Genomic DNA, 23966 nt, shown 5'->3' on the forward strand with positions numbered 1-23966 from the left:
ATATGCAAAGCCCTCCCTCGGCTAATCTCCAGCAATGCGAAACTCCATAACACTCGCGATTGTCATATTTGCGACGGCGTTGGGCTTTGGCTCCTCGCTCCCAGCGACAACCAGTACCTTCTCCTCGGTATTTGCGTCGGCACAAGCAGGAGATGTCATTCTGCTCTCACCGGGCAATTACGGAAACTTCAACGGCGGGACCAAGTCTGGAATGGTAACCATCCAGCCTAATCCCGGGACCGGCGGAACACAGGCCAATGTCATCTTCGGATCGTTGAACCTTGGTGCTTCCCAGAACCTGACGTTCTCAGGTTTGACCATTGGCGGCGGCACAATCGGCGTCTCGGGCGGGCAGCCCGGAATGCACATTCATATTCTGAATAGCATCTTCACCGCGGGATTGTGCATTCATACTCCGACCAACATAAATCAAGACACACTGATCGACGGAAACACATTCGGTAACATCGGTCAGAGTTGTACTGAAGGTAGATTAGGGGTAAGTGGAGACAACGCCAGTCACTCTGTCACCAACGGGGTAGTGATTTCGAATAATCTATTCACCGGCCCGGGCGGCTCAGGAAGTGGTTCTGACGGCATCCAGATCAACGGTGGCGCGTACGGCACAATGATCGGGCCCGGAAATACGTTTACCGGAATTCTGGAGGCTGGATGCGGTAGCGTCCATTGCGACTCGATACAGTTCTACGGAGCTTCAAACACTACGGTGACCGGAAACTTCTTCTACAACGTCTCGGACGTGATCATGTCGCCCGATTGCAATGGAACTCCTCTGACGTTTACCAACAATGTGCTCGTCAAGGACCCAAATAGCGCTGCAAATGCGATCATGATTGGCGGCGGCAGGGGTGATGTCATCTTGCACAATACCTTTGGTAATAGCCAAACCGATATTCGATTTGGGAATCCGAACGGTTGCGGATTGAGTTCCAATGAAACCGTTACCAACAACATTCTTAGTGGCGGAATCAACTTGACGGAAGGTCAGAGCAGCAGCGCGATTGCGCAAAGCTACAACTTGGACGGCACTGGCACGGGTTCTATCAGTGGCACACCGACTTACGTCGGAGGGTCGAGTCCAAATACGATGAGTGGTTTCCAGTTGACGGCCACATCGGTGGGAGTCAACAAAGCAAGCGACGGGACCAATATGGGCGCTCCAATTGGAACGACTCAGGTAGCTCTGACCCCTCCGACAAGCTTGAAAGCAACGGCTCAGTAAAGCTCATACTAATTTTTGCCTTTCTGACTCCGCGGCAACACGCCGCGGAGTCTTTCTCTCTGCTAACGGTATTCCACAGGACCTCTCACGATCACTTCTCCAACCAGGCAACGCTCATTGCTCATGACCTCAGTCACTCCTACAATCCTGTTCGTCAGTCATGACGCCTCACGCACCGGGGCGCCGATATTCCTCCTCCGCTTCCTACGCTGGTTTCGAGCCAATGTGGACATTCCATTCGAAATACTTGTAGGAAGATATGGCGAACTAGTATCCGAATTTGAGGCCCTTGCTCCGGTCCACTTCTTCACTCCAAAACTGTCCTTCATGCAGAGGGTCGGACGAAAGCTTGGCAGCCGCCCTCCGGACCCGACAACACATCTGGCTGGATTACGAGAGAAACTGCTCCAGCGCAACATCGGAATGATCTACGCCAACACCGCAGCAACCGGTGGTCTTCTTGAGTATCTATCCTTTCTCCAGTGTCCGTCCCTATGTCATGTTCACGAATTGGACGACGTTATACGGACAGTGATAGGGGGAGATCTGACCTTGCTGAAACGACACGTCACATCCTTTATCGCTGTCTCTCGCGCGGTAAAGTCAAATCTGGTTAGGAATCACGGAATCGAGGAAGATTGCATCCGGGTGATTCATGGATTCGTACCGACAACGGGAGAGTGCCTGGCAGCAGACCAGAAACATCGAGTCTTTGCAGAACTCGACATCCCAGTGGACTGTAAACTAATTTTTGCGTGCGGTTCAGTGGAGCCACGGAAAGGTGTCGATTTGTTTCTCAAGGTCGCAGAGCAAACTCCTGCTTTCTATCAGGACAACCCAGTCCATTTTCTGTGGATTGGGGGTCATCCTCATCAAGTTAAGGAGTTACAGCGCACGAGTCGCGACACTATTCACTTCATTGGTCGCCGTCCGACAATCGTACCGTATTGCCAGGCTTCGGATGTGTTTCTGTTGTCGTCGCGGGAAGACCCTTTCCCGCTGGTTGTGCTGGAAGCGGCGTTGCAATCGAAACCGATCGTTTGCTTTGAGTCTGGCGGTGCGCCTGAGTTCGTGGGAAACGACGCCGGGTTTGTCATACCCAACTTCGACACCAGCGAAATGGCCTCGAAGCTCGCATTGCTACTCTCGTCGCCCGAACTTAGCAAGAGCATGGGCGACACCGGAAGGGCGCGGGTACTGAATGAGCACGCTTTGGAAACTTCGGCTCCCGCCATCGTCGACATGATTCAGGAGATGCTGCGCGTCGAGGTATAACCACAGCAGAACCGCTTACACCGCGGGAGCCAACTTAAGGCTGCGACACCCGCACATAAACTACTTCTAGGCATCAAATACCCCGACGAAGTCTGCTATCACATTACTCCCGTTATGCTAACCAGCTGCGATGAAGGTGTGAAGCCAACTCCTGATTTCGTCGGAGTGACGGTGTATGTGCCGTTTGCGAGGTCCGCAAACGAGTAGTTCCGTTGCATCAGCAGAAGTGCCCGCGGGGCTCGTTCGTGCCAGTGTCACAGTCCCCCAGCATCGCATCAAAGTGCTTCTTATGTGCACAACACTCTCAACTCTTCAGTAAACCGACACCAACGCCCTTCGCTACCGAATGCTGACCGTATCGGCTGTGATTTCGCGTCGGCTGGTGCGGTTATCGTTGGGAAGCAATTGCCACCTCCGGCGCGCCTGATATTTACCTGCCCGGGGGCTCGGCGGGAAGCTGGGTGTTCGCAGGTGGCAACGACGGGGACAATGCCATTGCAAAGAAGTCCGGTTTAGCGGACAGGTATTGGTCCACCAGCCCTGGACACGCAAACCGGCGACACCTACTAGGTGCAATCGACCAGTGCACCTTCCGCCGTGAATGGCCTCGCGGGTCCAGTGCGGGCCCACGCCAGACAAATGGAGCTATGCGGCTGTGGAAGTCGTGGCAGCTCGTCAATAAGAAGAAATCGCGAGCGAGCAGAGAAAACCCGCATGTGCCCAATGCACATGCGGGTTTTCTGTTGTTTAAGTCGTGCTTGTTAAGGCGTTGGAACGGTTGCCGAAACAACGGTTGAGTCCGCGCTCTCAGTTCCGCTCGATCCGATAGCCGTTACGGTGTAGTAGTAAGTTGAACCAGCCGTCACGGCTGAGTCGGTGTATGCCGTACCGCTGACAGCGCTGCTCGAGATAAGCGTGAACGGTCCAGCTGCCTGCGTCCCGCGATACACGTTGTATCCCGTCACGCCGCTCGAACTACTCGCCGTCCAACTCAAAGCCACCGAGTGGGCCGTAGATGTTCCCGAAACGCCTGCTCCACTCAGCGAAATTGCCGTCGGTGTGTTGGTCGCATTACTCACCAGCGACAAGTTGCCTGCAGAGGTGCCCGCCGTTGTCGGCGCAAACTTTACCTGGAACGTTGCGCTCTGCCCGGCTGCCAGCGTCATCGGCAGCGTTAGTCCGCTCACGCTAAAACCAGTTCCGCTGACAGTTGCCTGGGAGATCGTCACGCTCGCAGTGCTTGTGGTCACCGCTACATTCTGCGTGCTGCTGGAGCCAGTAGTTACGTTGCCAAAGTTAAGCGCAGTTGTGCTGACACCAAGCGTTCCTGCCGTGGGAACAGAGGCAGTGGTTGTAAACACCACGTCAACCCAGTAATTCGAACCGTTCCATGTTTGCGTTGGGAAATTGCTCGCCGATCCGTACACAAACACTCCACCGTTCTGCAATGCGTGCAGTGGAGAGTTGTCTTTGCCCGACGTACTGAAGTAGCTCTGGTCATCCGCGTAGTGGCCGTTCGGATCATAGTAGGAGGCGGTGTACACCGTGCCCGCTGTGACCGCCACAGGAGTCGCGAAGTTAACCTGCTGCCACCCAGAAGCTGTTTCACTGGTGAATGTCGCAGAAGCGAGCTTCGTGCCCGAGCTGTTCCACAGATTACCTACGTGCGTACCCGTGTTGCCGCTGCTCTTGTAGAACCTGACGCCCGTGACATATCCGCTGACATCTGATTTGAACTGCACTCCGAGTTCAACCGACGCCGTGTCGCCTGCATCGGCAATCGAAGGCACGGTGTTCGCGCTCCAGATGGAGTACGTCGAACCGCTCGTAGTGCCAGCAATGCCTGACCCCGAAAGCGCTACTGTCGTTGTGTTTGACGCATTGCTTACGAGCGAAAGGCTGCCGCTCACACTACCCGTTGCGGTTGGAGCGAACTTCACCTGGAAGGTTGCACTCTGCCCCGCGGCCAGTGTCGCCGGAAGCGTCACTCCGCTGACGGTAAAGCCGGCTCCGGTGATGTTGGCCTGCGAGATTGTGACGCTCGCAGCCGCCGCCGTTATGGTCACATTCTGAGTGCTGCTGGTTCCGGTAGTTACGTTTCCAAAGCTAAGCGAGGTTGGGTTTGCGGACAATGTGCCGGCAGGGCTTACACCGCTACCGCTAAGCGAGATTGAGGATGGCGCGTTAGAAGCATTGCTCACCAGAGAAATGGCGCCAGACACAGGGCCAGCCGTCGTCGGAGCAAACTTCACCTGGAACGTTGCGCTCTGCCCTGCGGCCAAGGTCGTCGGAAGCGTTAGGCCACTAATGCTGAAGCCGTTTCCGCTGGCGGTCGCCTGCGAGATGGTTACACTGGCTGTCGCCGCAGTGACCGTCACATTCTGTGTGCTGCTCGTTCCGGTAGTCACATTGCCAAAGCTCAGGGAAGATGGGCTTGCCGACAATGTTCCCGACGGATTCACGGCCGTACCGCTGAGCTGAACCGTGCTCGTCGAGTCTGCCGCCGTGCTTACGAACGTCACGCTGCTCGTTGCCGAACCTGCAGTCGTCGGCGTAAATGTGACATTGAGAGTCGCGGACTGGCCAGGCGCTAACGTTGCGGGCAGTGTAATTCCGCTCGTTGTGAACCCCGCTGAAGAAGTGTTCAACTGGATCTGCGAAATTGTCAGGCTTGCATTGCCTGTATTGCTGAGAATGATCGAACGCGAGCTGCTCGAACCCACGGAGACCGTACCAAGATTCAGGCTGCTTACGTCTTCCGTTAACTGTCCCACCGCCTGCGAAACGCCGAGAAACTCATAGGCACCAATGTCGTACGCGCTTCCCTGCGGTCTCGTACTGCCGTCGTAATCGTTTGCAACACCAGTATTGGTTCCGCCATCAATGGCGGGACTGGTGGACTGGAGATGGAAATCGCTGTTTGCGATGCTTGCAAAGACGGGATCGAGCGAAAGCGATGCGCTGAATGCCACGGGACTCGCCCCGGCACCATAGAAAAGATTATTGCTGCCTGACAAGTAAGAGCTGCTCGTATTTGGAGTCGTGTAGCTCTCGCCACTCACCAGATTGATGATGTTATTTGACACCAGCACCGGCGTGCTCGCGCCAAATCCGCCCGAATCGGGATTCGCGCGGGCTCCGCAGTCATAGAGGGTGTTATTGAACACGTATGCACGACCCTGTCCGCTGCCGGATACAGTTGCACCCGCATAGCTCGCTTCTACGCCACCTGGAGCGGGTCCGGTTCCAACATGCCGAATGATGTTGTTATAGGCCGCGACTGTTCCCTTGGAGGGATCGACATTGTTCAGGCTGATGCCATCGCACACCGCATCGTGCACATTATTGTCGTGTACGGAGATTGCGTAGTTTGCATTACCGCTGCCATCGAACAGTAGCGCGCGGCAACTGCGTGTGTTCGCGATCTGGTTCCACCCAGCCTCAATGTTATTGCCGTTCGTAAACTGCACGGCTTCGTAATTTGCAGACGAGACGCTCGTCGTCGTTCCGTTATCGTGCACATTGTTGCCAAGCAACCGCATCTGGCTGGCCGAAGATGCTCGTACGCAAGCACCTGTACCCGCGCCATTGGGGCATGAGATGTCGTTTCCAACCAGACGCCAGTTGGTCGAGCCTGTGAGGTCAACCGCTCCACTCGCGCCACGAAGGGTAAGTCCTGACAAGACCCAATAACTATAACTTCCGCTTGGGACGACTACACCGTAACTCTGTCCCGTTGACGAACCAATCGTTACGGTCGCCCCGGGATAAGCCACGATCGCGATCGGGTTTCCGCTTGTTCCCGACTTGGTGATGGCCAGAGACGCACTTGAGGAATCCAGCGAAGTCGCAGTGACTCCGTTCATCGCGTAAACGATGTCGCCCGGCTGGGCAGCATCGCGCGCGTGGGTCAACGTCTTCCACGGCTTCGCGTAGGTGCCCCTCTGCGAGTCACTGCCGGTGCTCGAAACAAAGTAAATGCGGCCGGAGCGAACCGTGAATGCAACACCATTACTGGATTTTCCGCCCACGTTCACAACAAGGTTTCCGCTCACAGCGCTGGTGCCAATCTGAAATGCAATCTGCGTATCAGACCAGCTGAAATACTTGCATGCTGCTGCACCACCAATCGTTACTGTGGAAGTTCCCTGCGATGAGCCAAAACCTTTCCCATAAATTCGGATTATTGAACCTGAGTTGTTAACGCCGCCAGAGTTGGGGCCACTTTGCAAGTCGCTATAGAAAATGGATGGTGACGTCGAAGCTGTCTGCGCTTGCGCGGGACTTAGAAGAAGAAAGAAGGCTACAAAGGCGGACAGTATGCAAATGACTGCCCGGGTAATCTGACTCATGCTCAATATCCTTTTCGCAGCGGCTTACAGTCTTGCGGCTGCTGTGTAATCAGGCCCTGAATGCGTTGCGGTGAAGCGGTTATAGCCTCGGACCGTTTTGTCGATAAGGTGTCTTCAGTCCATGAACTCGCGTGTTCGTGTCGCGAGGTGTTCCGAAACCGCGAATGACGTGGGACCCTGTCGATGTCAGGAGGGTATTTATGCGTGGACGATCTGGATAGGTGAGGTTCACCCCAATGGGGCTGTAGTTCGCCACCTAATACCTATCGGGTAATCCAACAGAGTCTAGGGCGAATCACCAGTGGCTCACTCGGTAAGAAGTACTCAGGTAATCGCTAAGCTGATGATGGCAGGGGATGAATTTCTAAGATGTGAGTAGATGCGAAACCGCGAACTCTGATTGTACTTAGGTACAGGTGCGGTCCTTCTTGCAACCGTAAACAAATTAAGTACGCCGATGAGCTGCTGCCGCTACAAGTGCAACAAGCTAAGCGATATGGATCGTAGGACTAGTCCGGGAGTACCATTCTCCTGATTGTGTCTGAACTTTTGGACAACTACCGACGATACCGTCTGGCAGACGGGGTTCCTGTCACCCGCACCCCGCGTTATAGGAAATGATCGGCTCACATAGGAAAAACTTTTCACACAGATCAACGTGCACGAGAGCTCTTATTCGAGAATTGCCACGCACTCACCCCTCAGCGATGAAGGCTGTTCTTACGTCAACCAGCTTAGGGGTAGCTAAACTGCACAAGATCCTTCGATTCCCGGCAATATTGCTATTTCTCCAGACACGACCATACCTGCAGGAGATGGCACCCATCTTGCTCATTCAAGAAGGCGAGATAGTTTGCTTTGGGGATCAGAAATCATGGACGAAGAGCAGTCACAACTAAGTTTTGAGAAGGTGCTTGCGATCGCCAAGAGACGCATCTGGTGGATCGTTGCTCCCATGTTGGTCGGGCCATTGCTGGGGCTGGCGGTCTCGTATAAAGTCCGTCCGATCTATACCTCGCAGGCGTTCGTGCTGGTGGAACAGCCGAAGATTTCGGACAAGTTCGTAACTCCGATGATCACCGACGAGTTGGAAGCTCGGCTGATTACCATGAAGGAGCAGATTCTGAGTCGTTCCCGACTTGAGCCGATCATCGATAGGATGGCTCTTTACAAGAATCGCGGCGTACTTACGATGGAGGACAAGGTTGATCTCCTTCGAAAGGCTATCGAAGTAAAGACCCTTCGTGCGGATGGAAGCGGGGTTCCTTCCGGCTTCTATATCTCCGCGAATACCGATAATGCACGCTCGGCACAACAAGTCTGCTCTGAAATCCTTTCCATGTTTATGGCGGAGAACTTAAAACTCCGGCAGCAGCGTGCGGCAGGAACGACGAATTTTCTGAATGAGCAGTTGGCTGAATCGAAACAAAAGCTCGACGAGCAAGATGCCAAGCTTGCGCAGTTCAAGGAGAAATACTTTGGTCAGCTTCCCAGTGACGAGCAACGCAATCTCGAGATGATTAACGCCACTCGTACCCGCTTGGAAGCCGTGAACCAGGAACTCAGCCAGGCTCAGCAGCACAGGATCATTCAGGAGTCCACACTCGCTCAGCAACTGAACTCTCGCAAAACTTTGAAAACCGGGGGCAGCATCAGCGATTTGCAGACGGAACTAATCACCTTGCAGTCGCAACTATCGGCTCTCCAGGCGCGCTATACCGATCAGCACCCTGACGTAATAAAGACGAAAGCTCAGATCGAAAGAGTCCAGAAACAACTACGGTCGTCGAAGAGTGCTCCTGACGACAATGCATCCAAAGACAAAGAAGAACTTGCTGTCGAAACTCCGGAAGTCCGTCAGACTCGTGTTGCATTGCGCGTAACAGAGGACACTATCCGTCGCGGACGTGAAGAGCAAAATCGTCTTCAGGCAGAAGTAGGGAAACTACAGGCTCGTTTACAGTTGAGTCCAGCCATCGAAGAGCAATATAAGTCGCTAACAAGAGATCATGAAAGCGCGTTGCAGTTTTATAAAGAACTGCTGAATAAGAAAACACAGTCCGAAATGGCGACCGATCTGGAGCGCCGACAGGAAGGCGAGCAGTTTGCAATCATGGACTCTCCCGACCTGCCTATCAAGCCGACCTTCCCTAACCGAGTCAAGTTCGCTATGGTCGGCCTGGTGGGCGGCATCGGGCTGGGCTTGGTTCTGGCTTACGCTAACGAGAGAAGAGAGGACTTTATCCGGACCGAAGACGACGTCGCACAATTGCTCGAGCTTCCCGTCTTGATTGGGATCCCCACAGTTGGGGGAGAGGTCCAGGAACGAAGTTCGCTGGTTCTGTTTGGAACTCCCAAACGAGGCTCACAGCAGGCCAAGCATCAGCGGATCAGGGCGTGATCATGTACGAAAAACACTTCGAACTGGCGATCGCACCGTTCAACCTGAATCCCGACCCTCGCTTTCTGTACGTTACTGAGCCGATTCGGGAAGCGCTCGCAACGCTTGCTTACGGAGTCACCAATCGCAAGGGTTTCATTGTCCTGACCGGTGATGTGGGCACAGGAAAGACAACGCTGCTCAATGTCTTTATTCAATGGCTCCAAAAGCAGTCCGCCGAAACTGCCTACATCTTCAACCCGCGGCTTGGTCCAGACGAGTTCATTGATTTCATGATGGCCGACTTTGGAATCACTTGTGACTCGGCACTGAAAAGTCGTCGCCTGCTCGCACTGAACGATTGGCTCCTCCAACGGCATCAGATCGGGCGTCCAGTTGTTCTCATTGTTGACGAGGCACAGCAACTCTCCGCAGATACACTGGAAGAACTAAGACTCCTCACCAATCTTGAGACTCCGACCCAGAAGCTGCTTCAAATCGTGCTTTCGGGGCAGACTGAGCTCGACGAGATACTTTCGCGGCCGTCTCTGCGACAACTCAAACAGCGTGTAACCCTGCGTTGCAGGACCTTGCCACTGTCCCAAAAGCAGACGTCTGAATACATTGCACGTAGACTCCGCGTGGCAGGGCGACATGACGCCTCTATTTTCACTCCCGAATCAATTGCGCTAGTCCACCGCTATTCAGGCGGATTTGTACGCCTCATCAATCTGCTCTGCGATCATGGTTTGATCAGCGCGTTTTGTGATGGTGAGCGTCTCGTAGCCCCGCGTCACATTGAACATGCCGCTGCGGAACTTGAGATTGGAAGAATGCATGGTTTCCACCGTGACAATGTTGAAGAAGGATTTGTGCAGCCCCACATAGCACAGGTGCGACCGACGCATAACTTCGATCCGTTGGTGAAAGGGATTACGAAATGAGCCGCATTCACGAGGCTTTGCAAAGAGCGCGCCAGCTACAACCGGAGAACGTTACCGAGATCCCAAGTGTGGATGAGATCATCGCGGCGAGACTGCGCCCCTCGGAGCCTGAAAGCGCTGGAGACATAGCTTCGACCGCGTTGCCGACCACAATGTTTGAACATTCGACAACGCCCGATTCGCTACTGGCGAATTGCGCGCGTGGTGACTGGCCACGCGGCGGTAGCAACCTGGTCTTTTCTCATGACCACAAGCATGCCGCGGGTCAGGAGCCATTTCGCGCACTTCGCTCGCGTCTATACCAAATTCGCGGTTCTGGCTCATTGCACACGCTAGCGGTCTCCAGTGCTGTGCCCGCCGAGGGAAAGAGTTTTGTTTCTGCCAATCTTGCTCACGCCTTGGCGCTACAGAAGGAGCGCAAGGTCCTGCTCATCGATGCAGACCTTCGTCGCGCTGGCGGAATCTCAGCACTTCTCAACGCGCCAATCTCCCCAGGACTCACCGAGTACCTTTTGGGGGAAGCTGATGCAAAGAATGTGATTCACGCGGGCTCCATTCAGAACCTCTACATGATTACGTGCGGGAAACACGTTGCCAATCCTGGGGAGTTGATTGGCTCTTCTCGCTTCACTGCCCTGCTTACGCAACTGCGTCCCATGTTCGACTGGATCATCATCGATACGCCTCCCGTAATCCCCATCGCCGATGCGCGCACCATCGGTGAGGCGAGTGACGCGGTACTGATGGTGGTACATGCGAATTCCACGCTCACCCATCTTGCGAAGCGCGCTATACAGGAATTTCGGCGGGATAAGTTATTGGGAGTGGTGCTGAACCGTACTGCTGAAGCCTCAGCTTCGTACTACTCGACTTACGGGTATGGATACGGGAAGGATGCGCTACAGCCACAGTGAAGAGACCGCGTAAGGCGAAGGTCGTCAGTGCGCGCCTTCGCCTCCAATCACAGCCAGAGGCGTTCGAAGCAAGATTTTCAAATCGAGCCACGGCGACCACGTCCTAACGTATTGCAGATCGAGGCGCACCATATCATTGAACCCGATGCGGCTTCTTCCACTGACCTGCCAAAGTCCCGTGATCCCTGGCTTGAATTCCAATACTCGGCGTTGATGCCACAAGTCGTAGCAATTGACTTCGTAAGGGATGGGAGGCCTGGGCCCGACCAGCGACATATCTCCATTCAGGACATTCCATAGCTGCGGCAGCTCATCAAGGCTCGTCTTTCTTAAGAACCTCCCCAGCGGAGTTACACGAGGATCCTCCGTGATCTTAAACACGCCAACTCCCTTGGCATTGATGTGCTTCGTCGCCGTCCCCTGAATAAACTGTTTCACATAGCTTTCATGGCAAGATTGATCGCTGGCCACAGTCATGGAACGAAATTTCAAAAACGTAAACAGCTTTCCCCACTGCCCCACACGCTTCTGCCGGAATAGTACAGGACCACGAGATCCGCTTTTCACCGCTATTGCAATGACTGCAAAAAGAGGCGACAACGCAACCAGCAGCAATAGCGAGCCAATGATATCAATCGCGCGTTTGATACCGAACTGTAGCTTGTTTTTCGATGGCGGAATCAGTCCCAGGCGAGCGTAAATCCCCTGAGACGGCCCGTCCGAATCCGAGGCGTTGTTCACATCAATCGGCAGTATGTAGGCGGAAAGCACAAAGAGCTGCGCAAGGCCGGCATCTTTGAACGCGGCCTGCAGCTTGTTGATGATAGTTTCGCGTGCACTCTGTGGTGCCGATGAACCGAGTTCGGAGAACAATATGCCCAGCGTTGCGGACTCCTCATACCATCCGCAGCTATCCGTCTCGCGCGTGCACGACTCGACCCCCTCTGCCAACGCTGCAACCTGCGAGATTTTCAATCCCTCGAGCAGTACCAGGATGAATCTTTGCTTTGATCGTTCCGCACGTCTGCATTCCAACGCGATTCGGCGCAGAAAGTCTTTTTGGGATTCGATTGTCTTCTGTCGAACCGGGAAAGATTGTTTACTGCTGGCTGGTGCGGAAGCTTTCACAATGTTGTCCCCAACAGAATTCGACGACCTGCTTTTCTCAAAGAGCAATTATGCTTCCAGAGTATTTAGGCCACCCAGAGCAGCAAGTGCGAGCGCAATGAAGGCCAATTCTGTTGTCTTGCTCTGAAACCTCACTATGCGTCGGCTGCGACTCGCGAACATCGGTGCGTCTTAAAGTGCTTTACGACTTCCTATCGGAAAACTGTTTCCCACCCCCTGGAACTCCTTTTACACATTTTCCCGAGCTTGCCATCTTGGCTCCGCTCAATTCACCTCATATTGGCTATGAATGTGCAATAAGAGTGTTGTGAACATGACGGGCCTTACACATCCGCTACCCGAATTACGAGGAGTCCTGAAGCATACGGTATTTGCCGCGCTTTGCATCCTTGGACTTGCGGTGAGCTGGAACAATCTTCTGCTCTGGCTAACCTTGCCTCGGAGTACTGCTCAATCTTCCGATCTCTGGCTGATCCCTGTAATTTCGGCATTTCTAATCTATGAACGGCGCCGCGACATCTTCGCGCATTCGGAGTTCTGTTTCGCCGGAATACCATTGCTCGCCGCGGGACTCGTCATGGTCACTGCGGCCGCCTTCCCGATACTAACCACCGCTCCCTCTGATCGGATCACCCTCGCCGTTTTGGGCCAAGTCGTATTTGTCATGGGGACATTTCTCACCTGCTATGGGCACGCAGCCTGGCGACGGGCTCACTTCCCCATCGGATTCTTACTATTTGCGGTTCCCTTGCCTGAATCCCTGCTCGAGCCGATCACGCGCTTCCTTCAAGATGGCTCGGCGTTTGTAGTAAACGTGATCTTCAAGTTATTGGGCGTCGCATTCACTCGTGATGGACTTAGTTTCTACTTCTCTGCGTTGAGTATCGATATCGCGCCCGAGTGTAGTGGAATCAGATCCAGCTATGCCCTGCTGGTACTTACCTCTCTGCTCGCGTATTTCGCGCTCAGTACATCGGGACGCCGCTTTTTGTTAATCGCAACGGTAGTTCCAGTCGTGCTTGTGAAGAATGGAATTCGAATCGCGACTATCTGCCTGCTGACGCTATACGTGAACCCATCGGTGATCGATGGCCCCTTACACCATGAAGGCGGGTTCTTATTCTTTGGAATGGCCTTAGCTGTGGAAGTTGCTTTATGCTGGGTTTTGCGCCGCTCTGCATCTGTATCGTTGCGAGATCGCCACTCGCGTGGCATCAACGTTTAAGAGCGTCAAACTATCGAATCAGAGGGTCAAAATATCGAACAGCAGGGCAGGTTCTCAGTGCTGTTCGATTGTCGTTTTGAACCACACTATCAAGCAAGATTCTGCTTCTTCCACAGAATCCCGACGCCCAGAAGCGCCACCGTTCCGAAGCTCAGAAGGCTGCCGGGCTCAGGTACCGACTTGTGTCCGTGGCGGTGTTTTCCACGATCTTCACGGATGATTCTGTGGAGCCGCTCATTCTCTCCCCAGCTTGCATTCGCGTGAATTCGACCACCGCCAGACGAGCTGTCAGTATCCAGCGTTTTGATTTCGGGGCCCCTCGCGCCACGAATCTGCTCTTCGACCGCTCGTTCCGCGAACGCGGGAATCGAAAGGACAAATGCGCAAAGGAACATGGTTGCAGCTAGTTTCCTCATGTTACAGCTCCCTTGGTCTTACCTTACTGCAACACGAATAGATGCACGTCAAACGCCAGTTGTTAGCCCAATGCTGCCCATAATTAAACCTATACACTCGCCGACTTTCTGCACTTATCTGCAGACATCTGCAGAATGTGAATGGAATTCACCATCTCTCGAGCACTTACTCGGCCTCGGCGTGATCTGACGGCTCGGAAGCTCGATCCACCTTCGTCTCTACTACTTGCGGTCGGGCAGACTGCGACCGAATGCGCGGTATGCCGTTATCGCGAATCTTATACATCAGGGCGCGATAACTTATTTTCAGTGCGCGTGCGGCATTCGTTCGATTTCCGTTATGCAAGAGCAGCACACGAGAGATAATCTTGTACTCCAGTTCGCGTACAGCCCGCCGCGTAATCTGCTTCAGCGAGATATCCCCTTCCAGTGAAATCTCCGGCGTATAAACTGCCGTTCGCTGCCGACTAACGTCAGCCAGAGATGATTCCTCTTTGCCGAATACCACGTATCGGCGAATCACGTTCTCCAGCTCGCGAATATTGCCCTGCCAGTCACAAGCCATCAATCTCCTGATACCGGCGTCGGAGAAATGAGGAGTGCGACGACTGAAGACATTGTTGTAGTGCGAAACGAAGTATTCTGCCAGCTTGGGGATATCGCACTTGCGCTCCGCGAGTGTCGGCAAGGCAATCTCAACCCCATGCAGGCGATAAAAGAGATCCTGCCGGAAAAGTCCCGCCCCCATATCTTCTTCGAGACAATGATTCGTTGCGGAAACGATACGTACCTCGACAGCTTGCTCAACGTCGCCGCCGACCCGGCAGATCTTTCCATCCTGCAGCACCTGCAGCAACTTGGCTTGCAGCCCTACGTCCAGGTCCCCGATTTCGTCGAGAAAAAGCGTACCGAGATGCGCCGACTCGAAGCGCCCTGCTTTCCTGGCATACGCGCCCGTGAAGGCGCCGCGCTCATATCCGAAGAGTTCACTCTCCATCAACGTGCCCGGGATCGCGGGGCAGTTTACTTTCACAAATGGGCCTCCCCGCCACGGCGAGTTGTAATGCACGAGACGAGCAACAATCTCCTTGCCAGTACCGCTGGCGCCACGGATTAACACGGGGATGTTGGTCTCGGCCGTTTGCTCAAGCCTGGCCCGGACAAGCTGCATTTCCGGTGTCGAACCGAAGATTACATCCAGAGGAGGCGCATCTGGGGGTGCACCGAAACTGTTCTCCGCGCTAAAGGCGAGTTTATGCATGGGACAAATGTCTCCAGGGATGTTGCAGCACGTAACTCGCCAAAACGAATCTCTTAACTCCAGGGAGTACTGGATGCGCGGTACGCCTCGTAAATGCTCTTCACAATCGTGGTTCCAACGCCGAGTGAGAAATGCTCGACCTACGTGGGAAAAACATTTCACATCCTGAGGCGTTCCTTGCAACTCGCTCGGGCTTAAACTCAACCCTTACGACTCGATGAGTAACGCACGCTCAGAAGTCGCATCAAGGTACGTCGTATCGCGGGCAATGTCGCACATTGTTTGCCCATGATCTTATGAACCGCCACGACCGTGTCCGTCATGGCATTAAGTTTGCAAGCTTCTGCTAAATGAGATGTAACTGACTGGCGATCAATGGCGTCCTGCCGAAGATAGCGGCCAGGAGGAGCTTGCGTAATGAAGAAAATATTGCTGCTGCTGTGCTTCGCTGTCGGCCAGGTATCGGCGCAATCGTATGCCCCGCCGAGTGCGGACCCTACAGCAAGCACGACGACCACACAGACCACAACCACACAAAAGCAATTGTTGCCTCCAACGAGCCCAGACTATGTCATAGGAAGTGAAGACATCCTTCAGATCAATGTCTGGAAAGAGCCCGACATCTCGAGCACAGTTCCAGTACGGTCGGACGGAAAAATCTCGCTTCCATTGCTGAGCGACGTGCAGGCAGCAGGCCTCACGCCTATGCAGCTCTCCGCCTCACTCGTTGAGCACCTTAAACAGTACATTTCCGAGCCGCGTGTAACCGTGATCGTCACGGCTATGAATAGTCGGCGAGCTTACGTCATGGGTCAGGTTGCCCGTCAAGGTTCGGTTTCGCTAGTGGCTAACCTCACCGTGTTGCAAGCGCTGTCTGCTGCAGGCGGCCCATCCCAATTTGCCCGAACCAAGAAGATCTATGTCTTACGCGCTGAACGAGGCAAGCAGCAAAGACTTCCCTTCAACTATGACGAGGTGATCAAGGGCAAGAATCCGGAACAGAACATCCTCTTAAGGCCTGGCGACACAATCGTAGTCCCGTGAGGCGATCACCGTGAAATTTAGAAAGTTAGGAAAGCTCGTGATCCTGTGTGTGGGTGTCTGTGTAACAATGCAGGCTCAGAGTGTGACGCCCAGCGCGCCGCAGGCTCAGAGTACACCCACCTCCGTACCGCAGACTCAAAGTGGACCCACCCCCACACCGCAGGGACTTCCGGCCCCCGTCCAAGCCGACTCCATCGATATCCAGGTCACTCCCGATGAGCGCCCTCTTTCAGGAGGTCAGACATTGGGGATCGGAACATGGGGCCCACGCCGTAGTTTCATCATTCCATCCCTGCGCATCTCAGAGACGATTGATTCCAATCCCTTGTTGCTTAGTGGAAGTGGCAACTCCCAAAGTTTCGCTGAGTTTGGTGGTGACGTGCGCTGGTTTCAGACTCTTGGAAGAAGTGGAGAGCTTCGATATTTCGGCGCAATGAGCTATGACTCGAACCGGCGTGCTCCAGGATACAGCCAGTTCACCAATCTACATAGTTTTGTGGGCTCCAAAAAGATTTCAACCAGGCGCTGGGACCTGCTGATTGCCGACCAGGCGCAGTACTCGCAAGGATCGGAATTCGGAGCGACTGGATTGGAAGGATTGGGAATAATTGCAGACGTCGCCAATCAGTGGGTACTTCCCAACCTTCAACTTTCATCGAATTCCTTACGCACAGATCTGCTGCCAGATCAGAGCATCTACACCGGACGCGTCGGAAGAGTCACGAACACAACCCTTGTTGAGTTCGACTCCCATCTCAGTTCGCGCAGCACTGCCACCCTTGCCGGCTCTTTTGGCATCCTGCACTTCAATTCCAGCCAGTTGACGAACATTAAACAGGGTTCCGTCGTCGCCGGATACAACCGAACTTTGACATCGCGCGACTCGGTTGCGGTCGAAGCTGTGTACACACGATTTGGATACTCCAACTCTCTTCCTTCACTCTCAACCGAGTATTTCTCCTTTCTATACGCAAGGAGAATCTCTGGGCGCAGCAGTCTGGAACTCGGTGCGGGACCTCAGATCTCACAATTCGCCAGCGATAGAAATGTGGGCTGGCAGGGGCGCGCGACATTCTCCTATAGAGTTGGTCGCGTCAACTTGAGTGCTCAGGCAATGCGCACAGTCACAGGCGGCGCGGGTGTATTGAATGGAGTCACCACAACATCAGGGCAAGGCGGAGGCAGTTACGCCATTTCGCGAATATCCTCTGTCTCTTTTTCCGGTGGGATATCCCGCAATCAGCAACTCAGTTTTTCGCAAGCTTTCGATTCCCAGTTTCTGGACGTCGCATTTAGCCGCAACATAGGCCGCTATGCCAACCTATTTCTCTCTTACGACATGCAGCATCAGGCCACACCCTCAAGTTGTTCCGGGACCATATGCGCCTACAGTGGCTTCCGCAATGTCTTCGGCATCGGGCTTGCGTGGACCTATAAACCGATAAGAGTCGATTAACCCCCGAAGGAAGTGAATTGCTTTCCCGAAAGCGCAGTAATTTGCAGAACCGCCCGGCGTGCGGTGATGAACAGCGAAGGTTCTGTGAGAGTAGAGAACGCCCCCTTGAGGGTCATCTGGCAGGTTAATTGCACTGCTCACAAGAGCGGAGAACCTCAGTCGAGCATTCGTCACCGCAATCGTTATTGGAGGATACATGGAGAAGTCTAACGGTTCGGCTTCTGCCCTTCGCATTGTTGAGACGACCCCGCAGGTCGCCGACATTGCCGTGCAGAAGCCCATCGGTCCTTTCCTGGTCAACACCGAAATATTGCCTCTGCAAAGGCGCGCAGAAAAGAAAGCCCTCTCGGTCGGGGTGATCGGCTATGGCTACTGGGGACCTAACATCGTTCGAAACTTCCACACCCAGGAAGAGTCGCAGGTTTCCGTTGTTTGCGATCGTCGTCCGGAAGCTCTGGGCAAGGTCGCCCGGGCCTTCCCGGGTATGGAGGTGACCTCCGATCCTCTGCAGGTCCTGCGGTCTCCCGACGTTGACATCGTCGCAGTAGTCACTCCCGTGTGGACACATTTCGAGTTGGCAAAAGCCGCGCTCGAACATGGGAAGCATGTGTTCGTCGAGAAGCCGTTCACCTCAACATCGGAACAGGCCGAGCAACTCATCGAACTCGCCGAACGTAAGAACCTGAAGATCATGGTGGACCACACGTTCCTGTTCACAGGAGCCGTTCGCAAGATCAAGCAACTGATCGATGCCGGAGAATTGGGTTCTCTCTACTATTACGACACCATGCGGGTGAATCTCGGACTCTTCCAGCATGATGTGAACGTCATTTGGGATCTCGCGCCTCACGATTTGTCCATCATGGACTACCTTTTGTCCAGCAAGCCTGAGGGGGTCGTCGCGACCGGGCAGAAGCACGTCAATAGTGTCGAGGATGTGGCGTTCATCACCGTCTATTACCCCGACAAGCTCATCGCACACGTCAACGTCAATTGGCTCTCGCCTGTGAAGGTGCGCACGACACTCGTCGGCGGCGATAAGAAGATGTTGATGTGGAACGACCTCGAGTCCGACGAGAAGATCAAAGTTTACGACCGTGGCGTTCGCATGAATACGCGTGAAGGCGTATATGACCTGCTTGTCGGCTATCGTTCAGGAGACATGTGGGCTCCGCAGATCGAAGCCACAGAAGCGCTTAAGTTGGAACTCGGATATTTCAACGAGTGCATTCTTCAGGATAAGACGCCTATCAACGATGGCCATGCCGGACTGCGAGTCGTGAAGGTACTGCAAGCCTCGGACGAATCGCTGCGCAATCGAGGAGCTCAGATCTCTCTATGAGTGAACTGGTAAGCATCGCTCCTGACGTGAAACTCGGCTCCAATGTTCGCATCGCGAACTTCGTCAATCTATACGGATGCACCGTCGGTAACGGTACAAAAATTGGCACGTTCGTCGAGATCCAGAAGAACGCCACCGTTGGTAGCAACTGCAAAATATCGAGCCACACCTTCGTGTGTGAAGGAGTGACAATTGAAGACGGCGTTTTCATCGGGCATGGCGTCACCTTCGTCAACGATTCTTATCCGCGGGCCACAACGCCCGGTGGCGAGTTGCAGACGGAGCAAGACTGGGTCGTCGAACCGACGCTCGTAAAATTCGGTGCCTCGATCGGTTCTGGTTCCACCATTCTCTCCAAGGTCACGATCGGCGAACATGCCATTGTCGGCGCGGGTAGCGTTGTCACGAAAGACGTCCCCGCTTACTCCATCGTGGCAGGTAATCCAGCGAAGGTATTGCGTTATCAAACCGCCGAGGCCGCCGCAAAATGAACACGTCGATCCCGTTTTTAGATTTGGTAACACCGCATGTTGAGCTTGAGTCCGAGTTGTTAGAGGTGGTTCGTGCCGCTTTGCATTCCGCTGCCTTCATCGGCGGGCGGACACTGCAGGACTTCGAAAGTCACTTCGCAGCGTTCTCCGGTGCCACCGAGTGCGCCGGTGTAGCCAGCGGAACCGACGCATTACTGTTTGCGTTAATCGCCGGAGGCGTGAAGCCCGGTGACACCGTCCTCACAGTAGCAAATACGTTTATTGCCACTGCCGAGGCCATTACGCAAGCGGGAGCCTTCCCTGAGTTCATCGACGTGGATGAACAGACCTACAACATGAGCCCGACCGAACTCCGTGCCTACCTGGAAGTGTGCGCTATTGATGCCGCCTCCGGGCGTCGCCTCGGACGTCGCACGGGCACTCCGATCACGGCTGTTCTTCCCGTACACCTTTTCGGGCAAATGGCCGATCTGGATGCCATTGGCGAAATCGCCCGCGAGTTCAAGCTCATGCTGTTTGAGGATGCTTGCCAGGCACATGGAGCGGAATACTTCTCCAGCACACAGAACCGCTGGATGAAAGCCGGTTCTGTGGGTATTGCCGGAGCGTTCAGCTTTTATCCTGGCAAGAACCTTGGCGCTTGCGGCGAGGCAGGCGCGGTCACGACTTGCGACCCCGTGATCGCCCGCCAGATCCGGATGCTTCGCGATCATGGACAGGCAAGCAAGTATTACCACGACATCGTAGGCTACAACGGTCGTATGGATGCAATTCAGGCCGGCTTCCTCTCCGTCAAGCTCAAACACCTTCCACTCTGGAGCGAACAACGCCGAGCCGCTGCTAAGCGTTACGATGACCTGTTTAGTTCAGTTCGTGGCGTCGTCACGCCCTTCGTGCCGAACGACTCCAAGCCCGTCTATCATTTATACGTTGTGCGAGTACAGAACCGCGACCACGTGCAGGCACAACTTACCAAGGCGGAGATCGGCACCGGGATTCATTACCCTGTCCCGGTGCACTTGCAGATTGCGTATTCCGATCTCGGGTATGAGAAGGGGGATCTCCCCGTCACCGAGGCTCTCGCGTCGGAGATTCTCTCCTTGCCGATGTTCCCCCAGATCAAGGCCGAGGATCAGCAGCGGGTGGCCGAAGAAGTAGCGAAAGCAACAGAGCAACGACAGCAACTTTCCGTCGCTAGCTGAGGCATTTGTCAGGCCGAACACGTAAGTCTCTGGGCCTCTAGAGTGAAGCAGATCAATAAGTTTGACGGGCGAATCAGACACCATCTCTGATTCGCCCTCGTTCGTTCAGAAAACATTTGAAAGCTGCTGTTGCTTGCATCCTTCGGTATGGCATTGACATCATAACTACTCTGGAATACAGTTCAGGACCCAAAAGCAAGGCAAGAACTTATACTCCCCCGAATGATGTAACACCGGACAGCCGTCTGTGATATCCAGCTATCTATGTGGCTCTGGATGGCTGATAACCGAAACCGTGAGTGTTGAGGCTGTTATAACGCCTAAAGGCTTTTCGCAAATGCCGTCGAACAAATGTAAAGAGCTGACGTCAACTTCCTCTGGACGTCATCTTTTAATTATCGGGAGTGAATCCACGGTTCCGTCCTACCTGCGCGATGTGTTCGTGCGCGACGGTCTGCAAGTCATGTTACTTCCACCGGACCAGGCCCTCGCGCGAATCGAGAAGGGTTTCTTGCCCGACGGAATTCTGTTGCAGGTTTTCGGCCCCCTCGCACTTCAGCAACTTACAAGACTTCGCCAGGCACTCCCGACCGTGCCCATCATCGTGTTCTCGTGCTTCCACGACTCGCGTCTCGTAGTAAAGGCGATGAAGACCGGAGCCTCGGATTACTTTCAACTGCCATTCGATCTCAAAGCGCTCAAGGCTTCGGTCCATCGCTTCTTAACTTTGATCGAGGGAGATGAGGTACGAGTCGAAGCTCACGAGACTCAGTTGCTGAACGACAACTCTTTCGTCTGCGCCAGCCCGCGCATGAATGAAATCCGCGGACAGTGTGCCATCCTCGCCAGGGTCGATCTCCCGGTCTTGATCATGGGAGAGAGCGGCACAGGTAAAGAGATCATTGCGCAGTACATCCATAAGATGTCGCCCCGCTCCCATCGCACTTTCCTCAAGGTTAATTGCGCGGCCATGCCCGCCGACCTGCTGGAAAGCGAGTTATTCGGCTATGAGCAGGGTGCCTTTACCGGAGCCGTGCGTTCCAAGCCCGGCAAGTTTGAAATCTGCAACATGGGCATGATCCTTCTCGATGAGATTGGTGAAATGCCGCCACCGTTGCAGTCGAAACTACTGCAGGTCTTGCAGGACGGAACCTTCTCGCGCCTCGGCGGTCGCACGTCGATCAAGGTCGATGTTCGAGTCATTGCCGCGACGAACATTGATATGAACTCGGCGATTGCTGCCAAGACCTTCCGCGAGGATCTTTTCTATCGCCTGAACGGCTTCTCAATACACATGCCGCCTCTTCGTGAGCGCAAGGAAGAAATTCCGATCATGATTAGGCACTTCATGCGGAAACTCTCCGCCAAGTATGCACGGCAACCTCTCACGATGTCGCAGGAGTTGCTTGAGGCTTACATGGAGCACGATTGGCCGGGGAACCTGCGTGAGTTAGAAAACTCGGTGAAACGCTTCCTTGTACTCGGCGACGAGAAGCACATCCTCGCAGAGTTGAGGAATGCCCGCGGCAACCGCACCTCGGTCGCTGTCCCGCAGCAAAAGACGAGCGCTTTTGACAGCGTTGGTGGCCTCAAGAAACTGGCTCGCAGTGCAATGAACGAAGCCGAGACCGAAGCCATGGGCGAAGCTCTCAGGCGCAATCACTGGAATCGGAAGCAAGCCGCCAGCGAATTGAAGATCAGCTACAAGGCCTTGCTGTACAAGATCAGGCAGTATGGCCTTACGCCGAACCAGGAAGCAGAACAGCGTGCAAAGGCAGTCGGTGAAAGATGAATAAACGATGACGAATCAGACTGTCGCGTCACCCGATTCAGTCCGCAGCCGATATAAGGTCGTGATCACACGACAGGATGGAAGCGTCGCCAAGGGCTACTTCTGCGCGGACACCCCTGCCGACCTCCGAACGCTCGCGCTCGACCTGCACTCCTGCTTTCACCAGGAGTTAAGCAAGCACTATTTGCCTGAAGACGATTCCCTGCCCGCAATGGATTGGTCTCAGGTGAAAGCGGTCTTCTTCGTAAGTTCGTTCCAAGGCGATCGCGAGCGGGAAGTCGTGCGCTTCTATTCGAGCGGTCCCGAGATTCAGGACATCTGGGTTGAGATCGGGTTTAGAGATGGCGAGGTAGTCGAGGGATGCGTTCGCAACTCCCTCGACCATCTCAAAGATGAAGGCTTTTTTCTCTACCCCTCAAGCCCTGACACAAATAACCTGCTCATCTACGTTAATAAGAGCGCCATCGTAAGCTATCGCGTGCTGGGTTTCAGCATGATGCAGGACGAGTAAATCAAGCGGTCACCTTCCTGTTCAAATAACTCCAGGCACTACGAACGATTTCTTCGAGATTCGGATAGCTGGGCTTCCATCCAAGCTCGGCCCTGATCTTTTCTGAGCTGGCCACAAGCGTAGCTGGATCTCCCGCCCTGCGGGGTTCCACCACTGCCGGAATCGCGTGGCCTGTCACTTGTCGCGCACATTCGATCACTTCCTTCACGCTGAACCCATGCCCATTTCCCAGGTTGTAAATGAGCTTCGTGGGTTCTGTTCGCGACTGCAGTGCACCGAGTGCCAGCAGGTGCGCGCTCGCCAGGTCCGAGACGTGAATGTAGTCGCGCACGCAAGTTCCATCCTGCGTGTCATAGTCATCGCCAAAGATACTTACTCGTTCGCGCTTGCCACTCGCCACCTGCAAGATAATCGGGATCAAATGCGTTTCCGGATCATGCTGTTCGCCTAAGGTCTCGGTCGCGCCCGCTGCATTGAAATACCGCAAGCTGGCGTAGGAGAGCCCATACACCCGATGAAACCAGTCCAGCATTCTCTCTACCAGCAGCTTAGATTCACCGTAAGCGTTTGTCGGCTGCAACCTGTCTGTCTCTCTTATCGGAGTGCTTTCAGGATTGCCATACAGTGCCGCTGTCGAAGAGAACACAAAGCTTCGGACTTTATGCGCGAGAGCCGCCTCCAGCAACGTGAGCGCGTTCGCCGTGTTGTTGCGGAAAAACTTTGCCGGATCGCGCATCGATTCTCCAGCCTCGATCCACGCCGCAAAGTGCATCACGGCCTCGGGCTGATACTTCGAGAACGCAGCGTTCAACGCCACGCTGTCACCAATGTCACCCGTAACAAGCGCGGCTTTTGCCGGCACCGATTCGCGATGCCCTTTGCTCAGGTTGTCATACACCACGACTTCGTGGCCTTCAGCAACGAGTTGAGACACAACTACGCTGCCAATGTATCCGGCGCCGCCGGAAACGAAAACTTTCATCTGTAACG

General features: G+C 54.4%; 18 protein-coding genes. 13 read left to right on the plus strand and 5 right to left on the minus strand.

Annotated elements, in window-relative coordinates:
• Nucleotides 1-34: 34 nt before the first annotated feature.
• Nucleotides 35-1243: a hypothetical protein gene (locus AC6IY8_RS09715; RefSeq protein WP_497774235.1), complete on the plus strand. Its 1209-nt coding sequence runs from the start codon at nucleotides 35-37 to the stop codon at nucleotides 1241-1243.
• Between the two features lie 123 nt (nucleotides 1244-1366).
• On the plus strand, nucleotides 1367-2518 hold the full coding sequence (locus tag AC6IY8_RS09720) for a glycosyltransferase family 4 protein (protein WP_497774236.1): 1152 nt from the start codon (nucleotides 1367-1369) through the stop codon (nucleotides 2516-2518).
• A 761-nt stretch (nucleotides 2519-3279) separates the two neighbouring features.
• On the opposite strand, the gene AC6IY8_RS09725 is transcribed toward AC6IY8_RS09720, so the two are convergent.
• On the minus strand, nucleotides 3280-6870 hold the full coding sequence (locus tag AC6IY8_RS09725) for a choice-of-anchor D domain-containing protein (protein WP_497774237.1): 3591 nt from the start codon (nucleotides 6868-6870) through the stop codon (nucleotides 3280-3282).
• Between the two features lie 874 nt (nucleotides 6871-7744).
• On the opposite strand from AC6IY8_RS09725, the gene AC6IY8_RS09730 reads away from it, so the two are divergent.
• From AC6IY8_RS09730 to AC6IY8_RS09740, 3 genes are read left to right on the plus strand one after another with little or no spacing between them, the layout of a single operon-like run.
• Nucleotides 7745-9271, plus strand: coding sequence for a GumC family protein (locus AC6IY8_RS09730; protein ID WP_497774239.1), 1527 nt, complete (start codon nucleotides 7745-7747; stop codon nucleotides 9269-9271).
• Between the two features lie 2 nt (nucleotides 9272-9273).
• Nucleotides 9274-10194, plus strand: a complete 921-nt coding sequence (locus tag AC6IY8_RS09735; protein WP_497774240.1) for an ExeA family protein — start codon at nucleotides 9274-9276, stop codon at nucleotides 10192-10194.
• Complete coding sequence (locus AC6IY8_RS09740; protein WP_497774241.1) at nucleotides 10191-11108, plus strand: CpsD/CapB family tyrosine-protein kinase; 918 nt, start codon at nucleotides 10191-10193, stop codon at nucleotides 11106-11108. The genes AC6IY8_RS09735 and AC6IY8_RS09740 overlap by 4 nt, the downstream gene beginning before the upstream one ends.
• Before the next feature lie 24 nt (nucleotides 11109-11132).
• Here AC6IY8_RS09740 and AC6IY8_RS09745 read toward each other — a convergent pair whose 3' ends face one another.
• Nucleotides 11133-12059, minus strand: coding sequence for a sugar transferase (locus AC6IY8_RS09745; protein WP_497774242.1), 927 nt, complete (start codon nucleotides 12057-12059; stop codon nucleotides 11133-11135).
• Nucleotides 12060-12549: 490 nt separating this feature from the next.
• Here AC6IY8_RS09745 and AC6IY8_RS09750 point away from each other — a divergent pair, with 490 nt between their 5' ends.
• On the plus strand, nucleotides 12550-13461 hold the full coding sequence (locus AC6IY8_RS09750; RefSeq protein ID WP_497774243.1) for an exosortase/archaeosortase family protein: 912 nt from the start codon (nucleotides 12550-12552) through the stop codon (nucleotides 13459-13461).
• Nucleotides 13462-13550: 89 nt separating this feature from the next.
• Here AC6IY8_RS09750 and AC6IY8_RS09755 read toward each other — a convergent pair whose 3' ends face one another.
• Nucleotides 13551-13877, minus strand: a complete 327-nt coding sequence (locus AC6IY8_RS09755; protein ID WP_497774244.1) for a PEP-CTERM sorting domain-containing protein — start codon at nucleotides 13875-13877, stop codon at nucleotides 13551-13553.
• Nucleotides 13878-14043: 166 nt separating this feature from the next.
• A complete protein-coding gene (locus AC6IY8_RS09760) occupies nucleotides 14044-15138 on the minus strand; it encodes a sigma-54 interaction domain-containing protein (RefSeq protein WP_497774245.1) in 1095 nt (364 codons plus the stop codon).
• A 417-nt stretch (nucleotides 15139-15555) separates the two neighbouring features.
• Here AC6IY8_RS09760 and AC6IY8_RS09765 point away from each other — a divergent pair, with 417 nt between their 5' ends.
• From AC6IY8_RS09765 to AC6IY8_RS09795, 7 genes are all read left to right on the plus strand, one after another.
• A complete protein-coding gene (locus AC6IY8_RS09765) occupies nucleotides 15556-16182 on the plus strand; it encodes a polysaccharide biosynthesis/export family protein (protein ID WP_497774246.1) in 627 nt (208 codons plus the stop codon).
• A 10-nt stretch (nucleotides 16183-16192) separates the two neighbouring features.
• Entirely contained in the window at nucleotides 16193-17638 is a 1446-nt protein-coding gene (locus AC6IY8_RS09770) for a hypothetical protein (protein WP_497774247.1), read from the plus strand.
• Nucleotides 17639-17834: 196 nt separating this feature from the next.
• On the plus strand, nucleotides 17835-18980 hold the full coding sequence (locus AC6IY8_RS09775) for a Gfo/Idh/MocA family protein (protein ID WP_497774248.1): 1146 nt from the start codon (nucleotides 17835-17837) through the stop codon (nucleotides 18978-18980).
• Nucleotides 18977-19471, plus strand: coding sequence for an acyltransferase (locus AC6IY8_RS09780; protein WP_497774249.1), 495 nt, complete (start codon nucleotides 18977-18979; stop codon nucleotides 19469-19471). The genes AC6IY8_RS09775 and AC6IY8_RS09780 overlap by 4 nt, the downstream gene beginning before the upstream one ends.
• Entirely contained in the window at nucleotides 19468-20673 is a 1206-nt protein-coding gene (locus AC6IY8_RS09785; protein WP_497774250.1) for a DegT/DnrJ/EryC1/StrS family aminotransferase, read from the plus strand. Before AC6IY8_RS09780 ends, AC6IY8_RS09785 begins: the two co-directional genes overlap by 4 nt.
• Before the next feature lie 337 nt (nucleotides 20674-21010).
• Nucleotides 21011-22465, plus strand: a complete 1455-nt coding sequence (locus AC6IY8_RS09790; protein WP_497774251.1) for a sigma-54-dependent transcriptional regulator — start codon at nucleotides 21011-21013, stop codon at nucleotides 22463-22465.
• 7 nt (nucleotides 22466-22472) lie between these two features.
• On the plus strand, nucleotides 22473-22976 hold the full coding sequence (locus AC6IY8_RS09795) for a DUF6982 domain-containing protein (protein WP_497774252.1): 504 nt from the start codon (nucleotides 22473-22475) through the stop codon (nucleotides 22974-22976).
• 1 nt (nucleotide 22977) lies between these two features.
• Here the strand turns inward: AC6IY8_RS09795 and galE are convergent, their stop codons facing one another.
• Nucleotides 22978-23958 carry a UDP-glucose 4-epimerase GalE gene (gene galE, locus AC6IY8_RS09800; RefSeq protein ID WP_497774253.1) on the minus strand — a complete coding sequence of 327 codons (981 nt, stop codon included), beginning with the start codon at nucleotides 23956-23958 and terminating at the stop codon, nucleotides 22978-22980.
• Between the last annotated feature and the right edge of the window lie 8 nt (nucleotides 23959-23966).

This window comes from Koromonas soli (assembly GCF_059726265.1).

Excerpts from the sequence above, each read along its gene's own strand:
- AC6IY8_RS09735 (WP_497774240.1), top strand. The coding sequence starts at position 9,274 with ATGTACGAAAAACACTTCGAACTGGCGATCGCACCGTTCAACCTGAAT.
- AC6IY8_RS09790 (WP_497774251.1), top strand. The coding sequence starts at position 21,011 with ATGCCGTCGAACAAATGTAAAGAGCTGACGTCAACTTCCTCTGGACGT.
- AC6IY8_RS09720 (WP_497774236.1), top strand. The coding sequence starts at position 1,367 with ATGACCTCAGTCACTCCTACAATCCTGTTCGTCAGTCATGACGCCTCA.
- AC6IY8_RS09795 (WP_497774252.1), top strand. The coding sequence starts at position 22,473 with ATGACGAATCAGACTGTCGCGTCACCCGATTCAGTCCGCAGCCGATAT.
- AC6IY8_RS09785 (WP_497774250.1), top strand. The coding sequence starts at position 19,468 with ATGAACACGTCGATCCCGTTTTTAGATTTGGTAACACCGCATGTTGAG.
- AC6IY8_RS09780 (WP_497774249.1), top strand. The coding sequence starts at position 18,977 with ATGAGTGAACTGGTAAGCATCGCTCCTGACGTGAAACTCGGCTCCAAT.
- AC6IY8_RS09715 (WP_497774235.1), top strand. The coding sequence starts at position 35 with ATGCGAAACTCCATAACACTCGCGATTGTCATATTTGCGACGGCGTTG.
- AC6IY8_RS09755 (WP_497774244.1), bottom strand. The coding sequence starts at position 13,877 with ATGAGGAAACTAGCTGCAACCATGTTCCTTTGCGCATTTGTCCTTTCG.
- AC6IY8_RS09760 (WP_497774245.1), bottom strand. The coding sequence starts at position 15,138 with ATGCATAAACTCGCCTTTAGCGCGGAGAACAGTTTCGGTGCACCCCCA.
- AC6IY8_RS09740 (WP_497774241.1), top strand. The coding sequence starts at position 10,191 with ATGAGCCGCATTCACGAGGCTTTGCAAAGAGCGCGCCAGCTACAACCG.
- AC6IY8_RS09725 (WP_497774237.1), bottom strand. The coding sequence starts at position 6,870 with ATGAGTCAGATTACCCGGGCAGTCATTTGCATACTGTCCGCCTTTGTA.
- AC6IY8_RS09765 (WP_497774246.1), top strand. The coding sequence starts at position 15,556 with ATGAAGAAAATATTGCTGCTGCTGTGCTTCGCTGTCGGCCAGGTATCG.
- AC6IY8_RS09775 (WP_497774248.1), top strand. The coding sequence starts at position 17,835 with ATGGAGAAGTCTAACGGTTCGGCTTCTGCCCTTCGCATTGTTGAGACG.
- AC6IY8_RS09730 (WP_497774239.1), top strand. The coding sequence starts at position 7,745 with ATGGACGAAGAGCAGTCACAACTAAGTTTTGAGAAGGTGCTTGCGATC.
- AC6IY8_RS09750 (WP_497774243.1), top strand. The coding sequence starts at position 12,550 with ATGACGGGCCTTACACATCCGCTACCCGAATTACGAGGAGTCCTGAAG.
- galE (WP_497774253.1), bottom strand. The coding sequence starts at position 23,958 with ATGAAAGTTTTCGTTTCCGGCGGCGCCGGATACATTGGCAGCGTAGTT.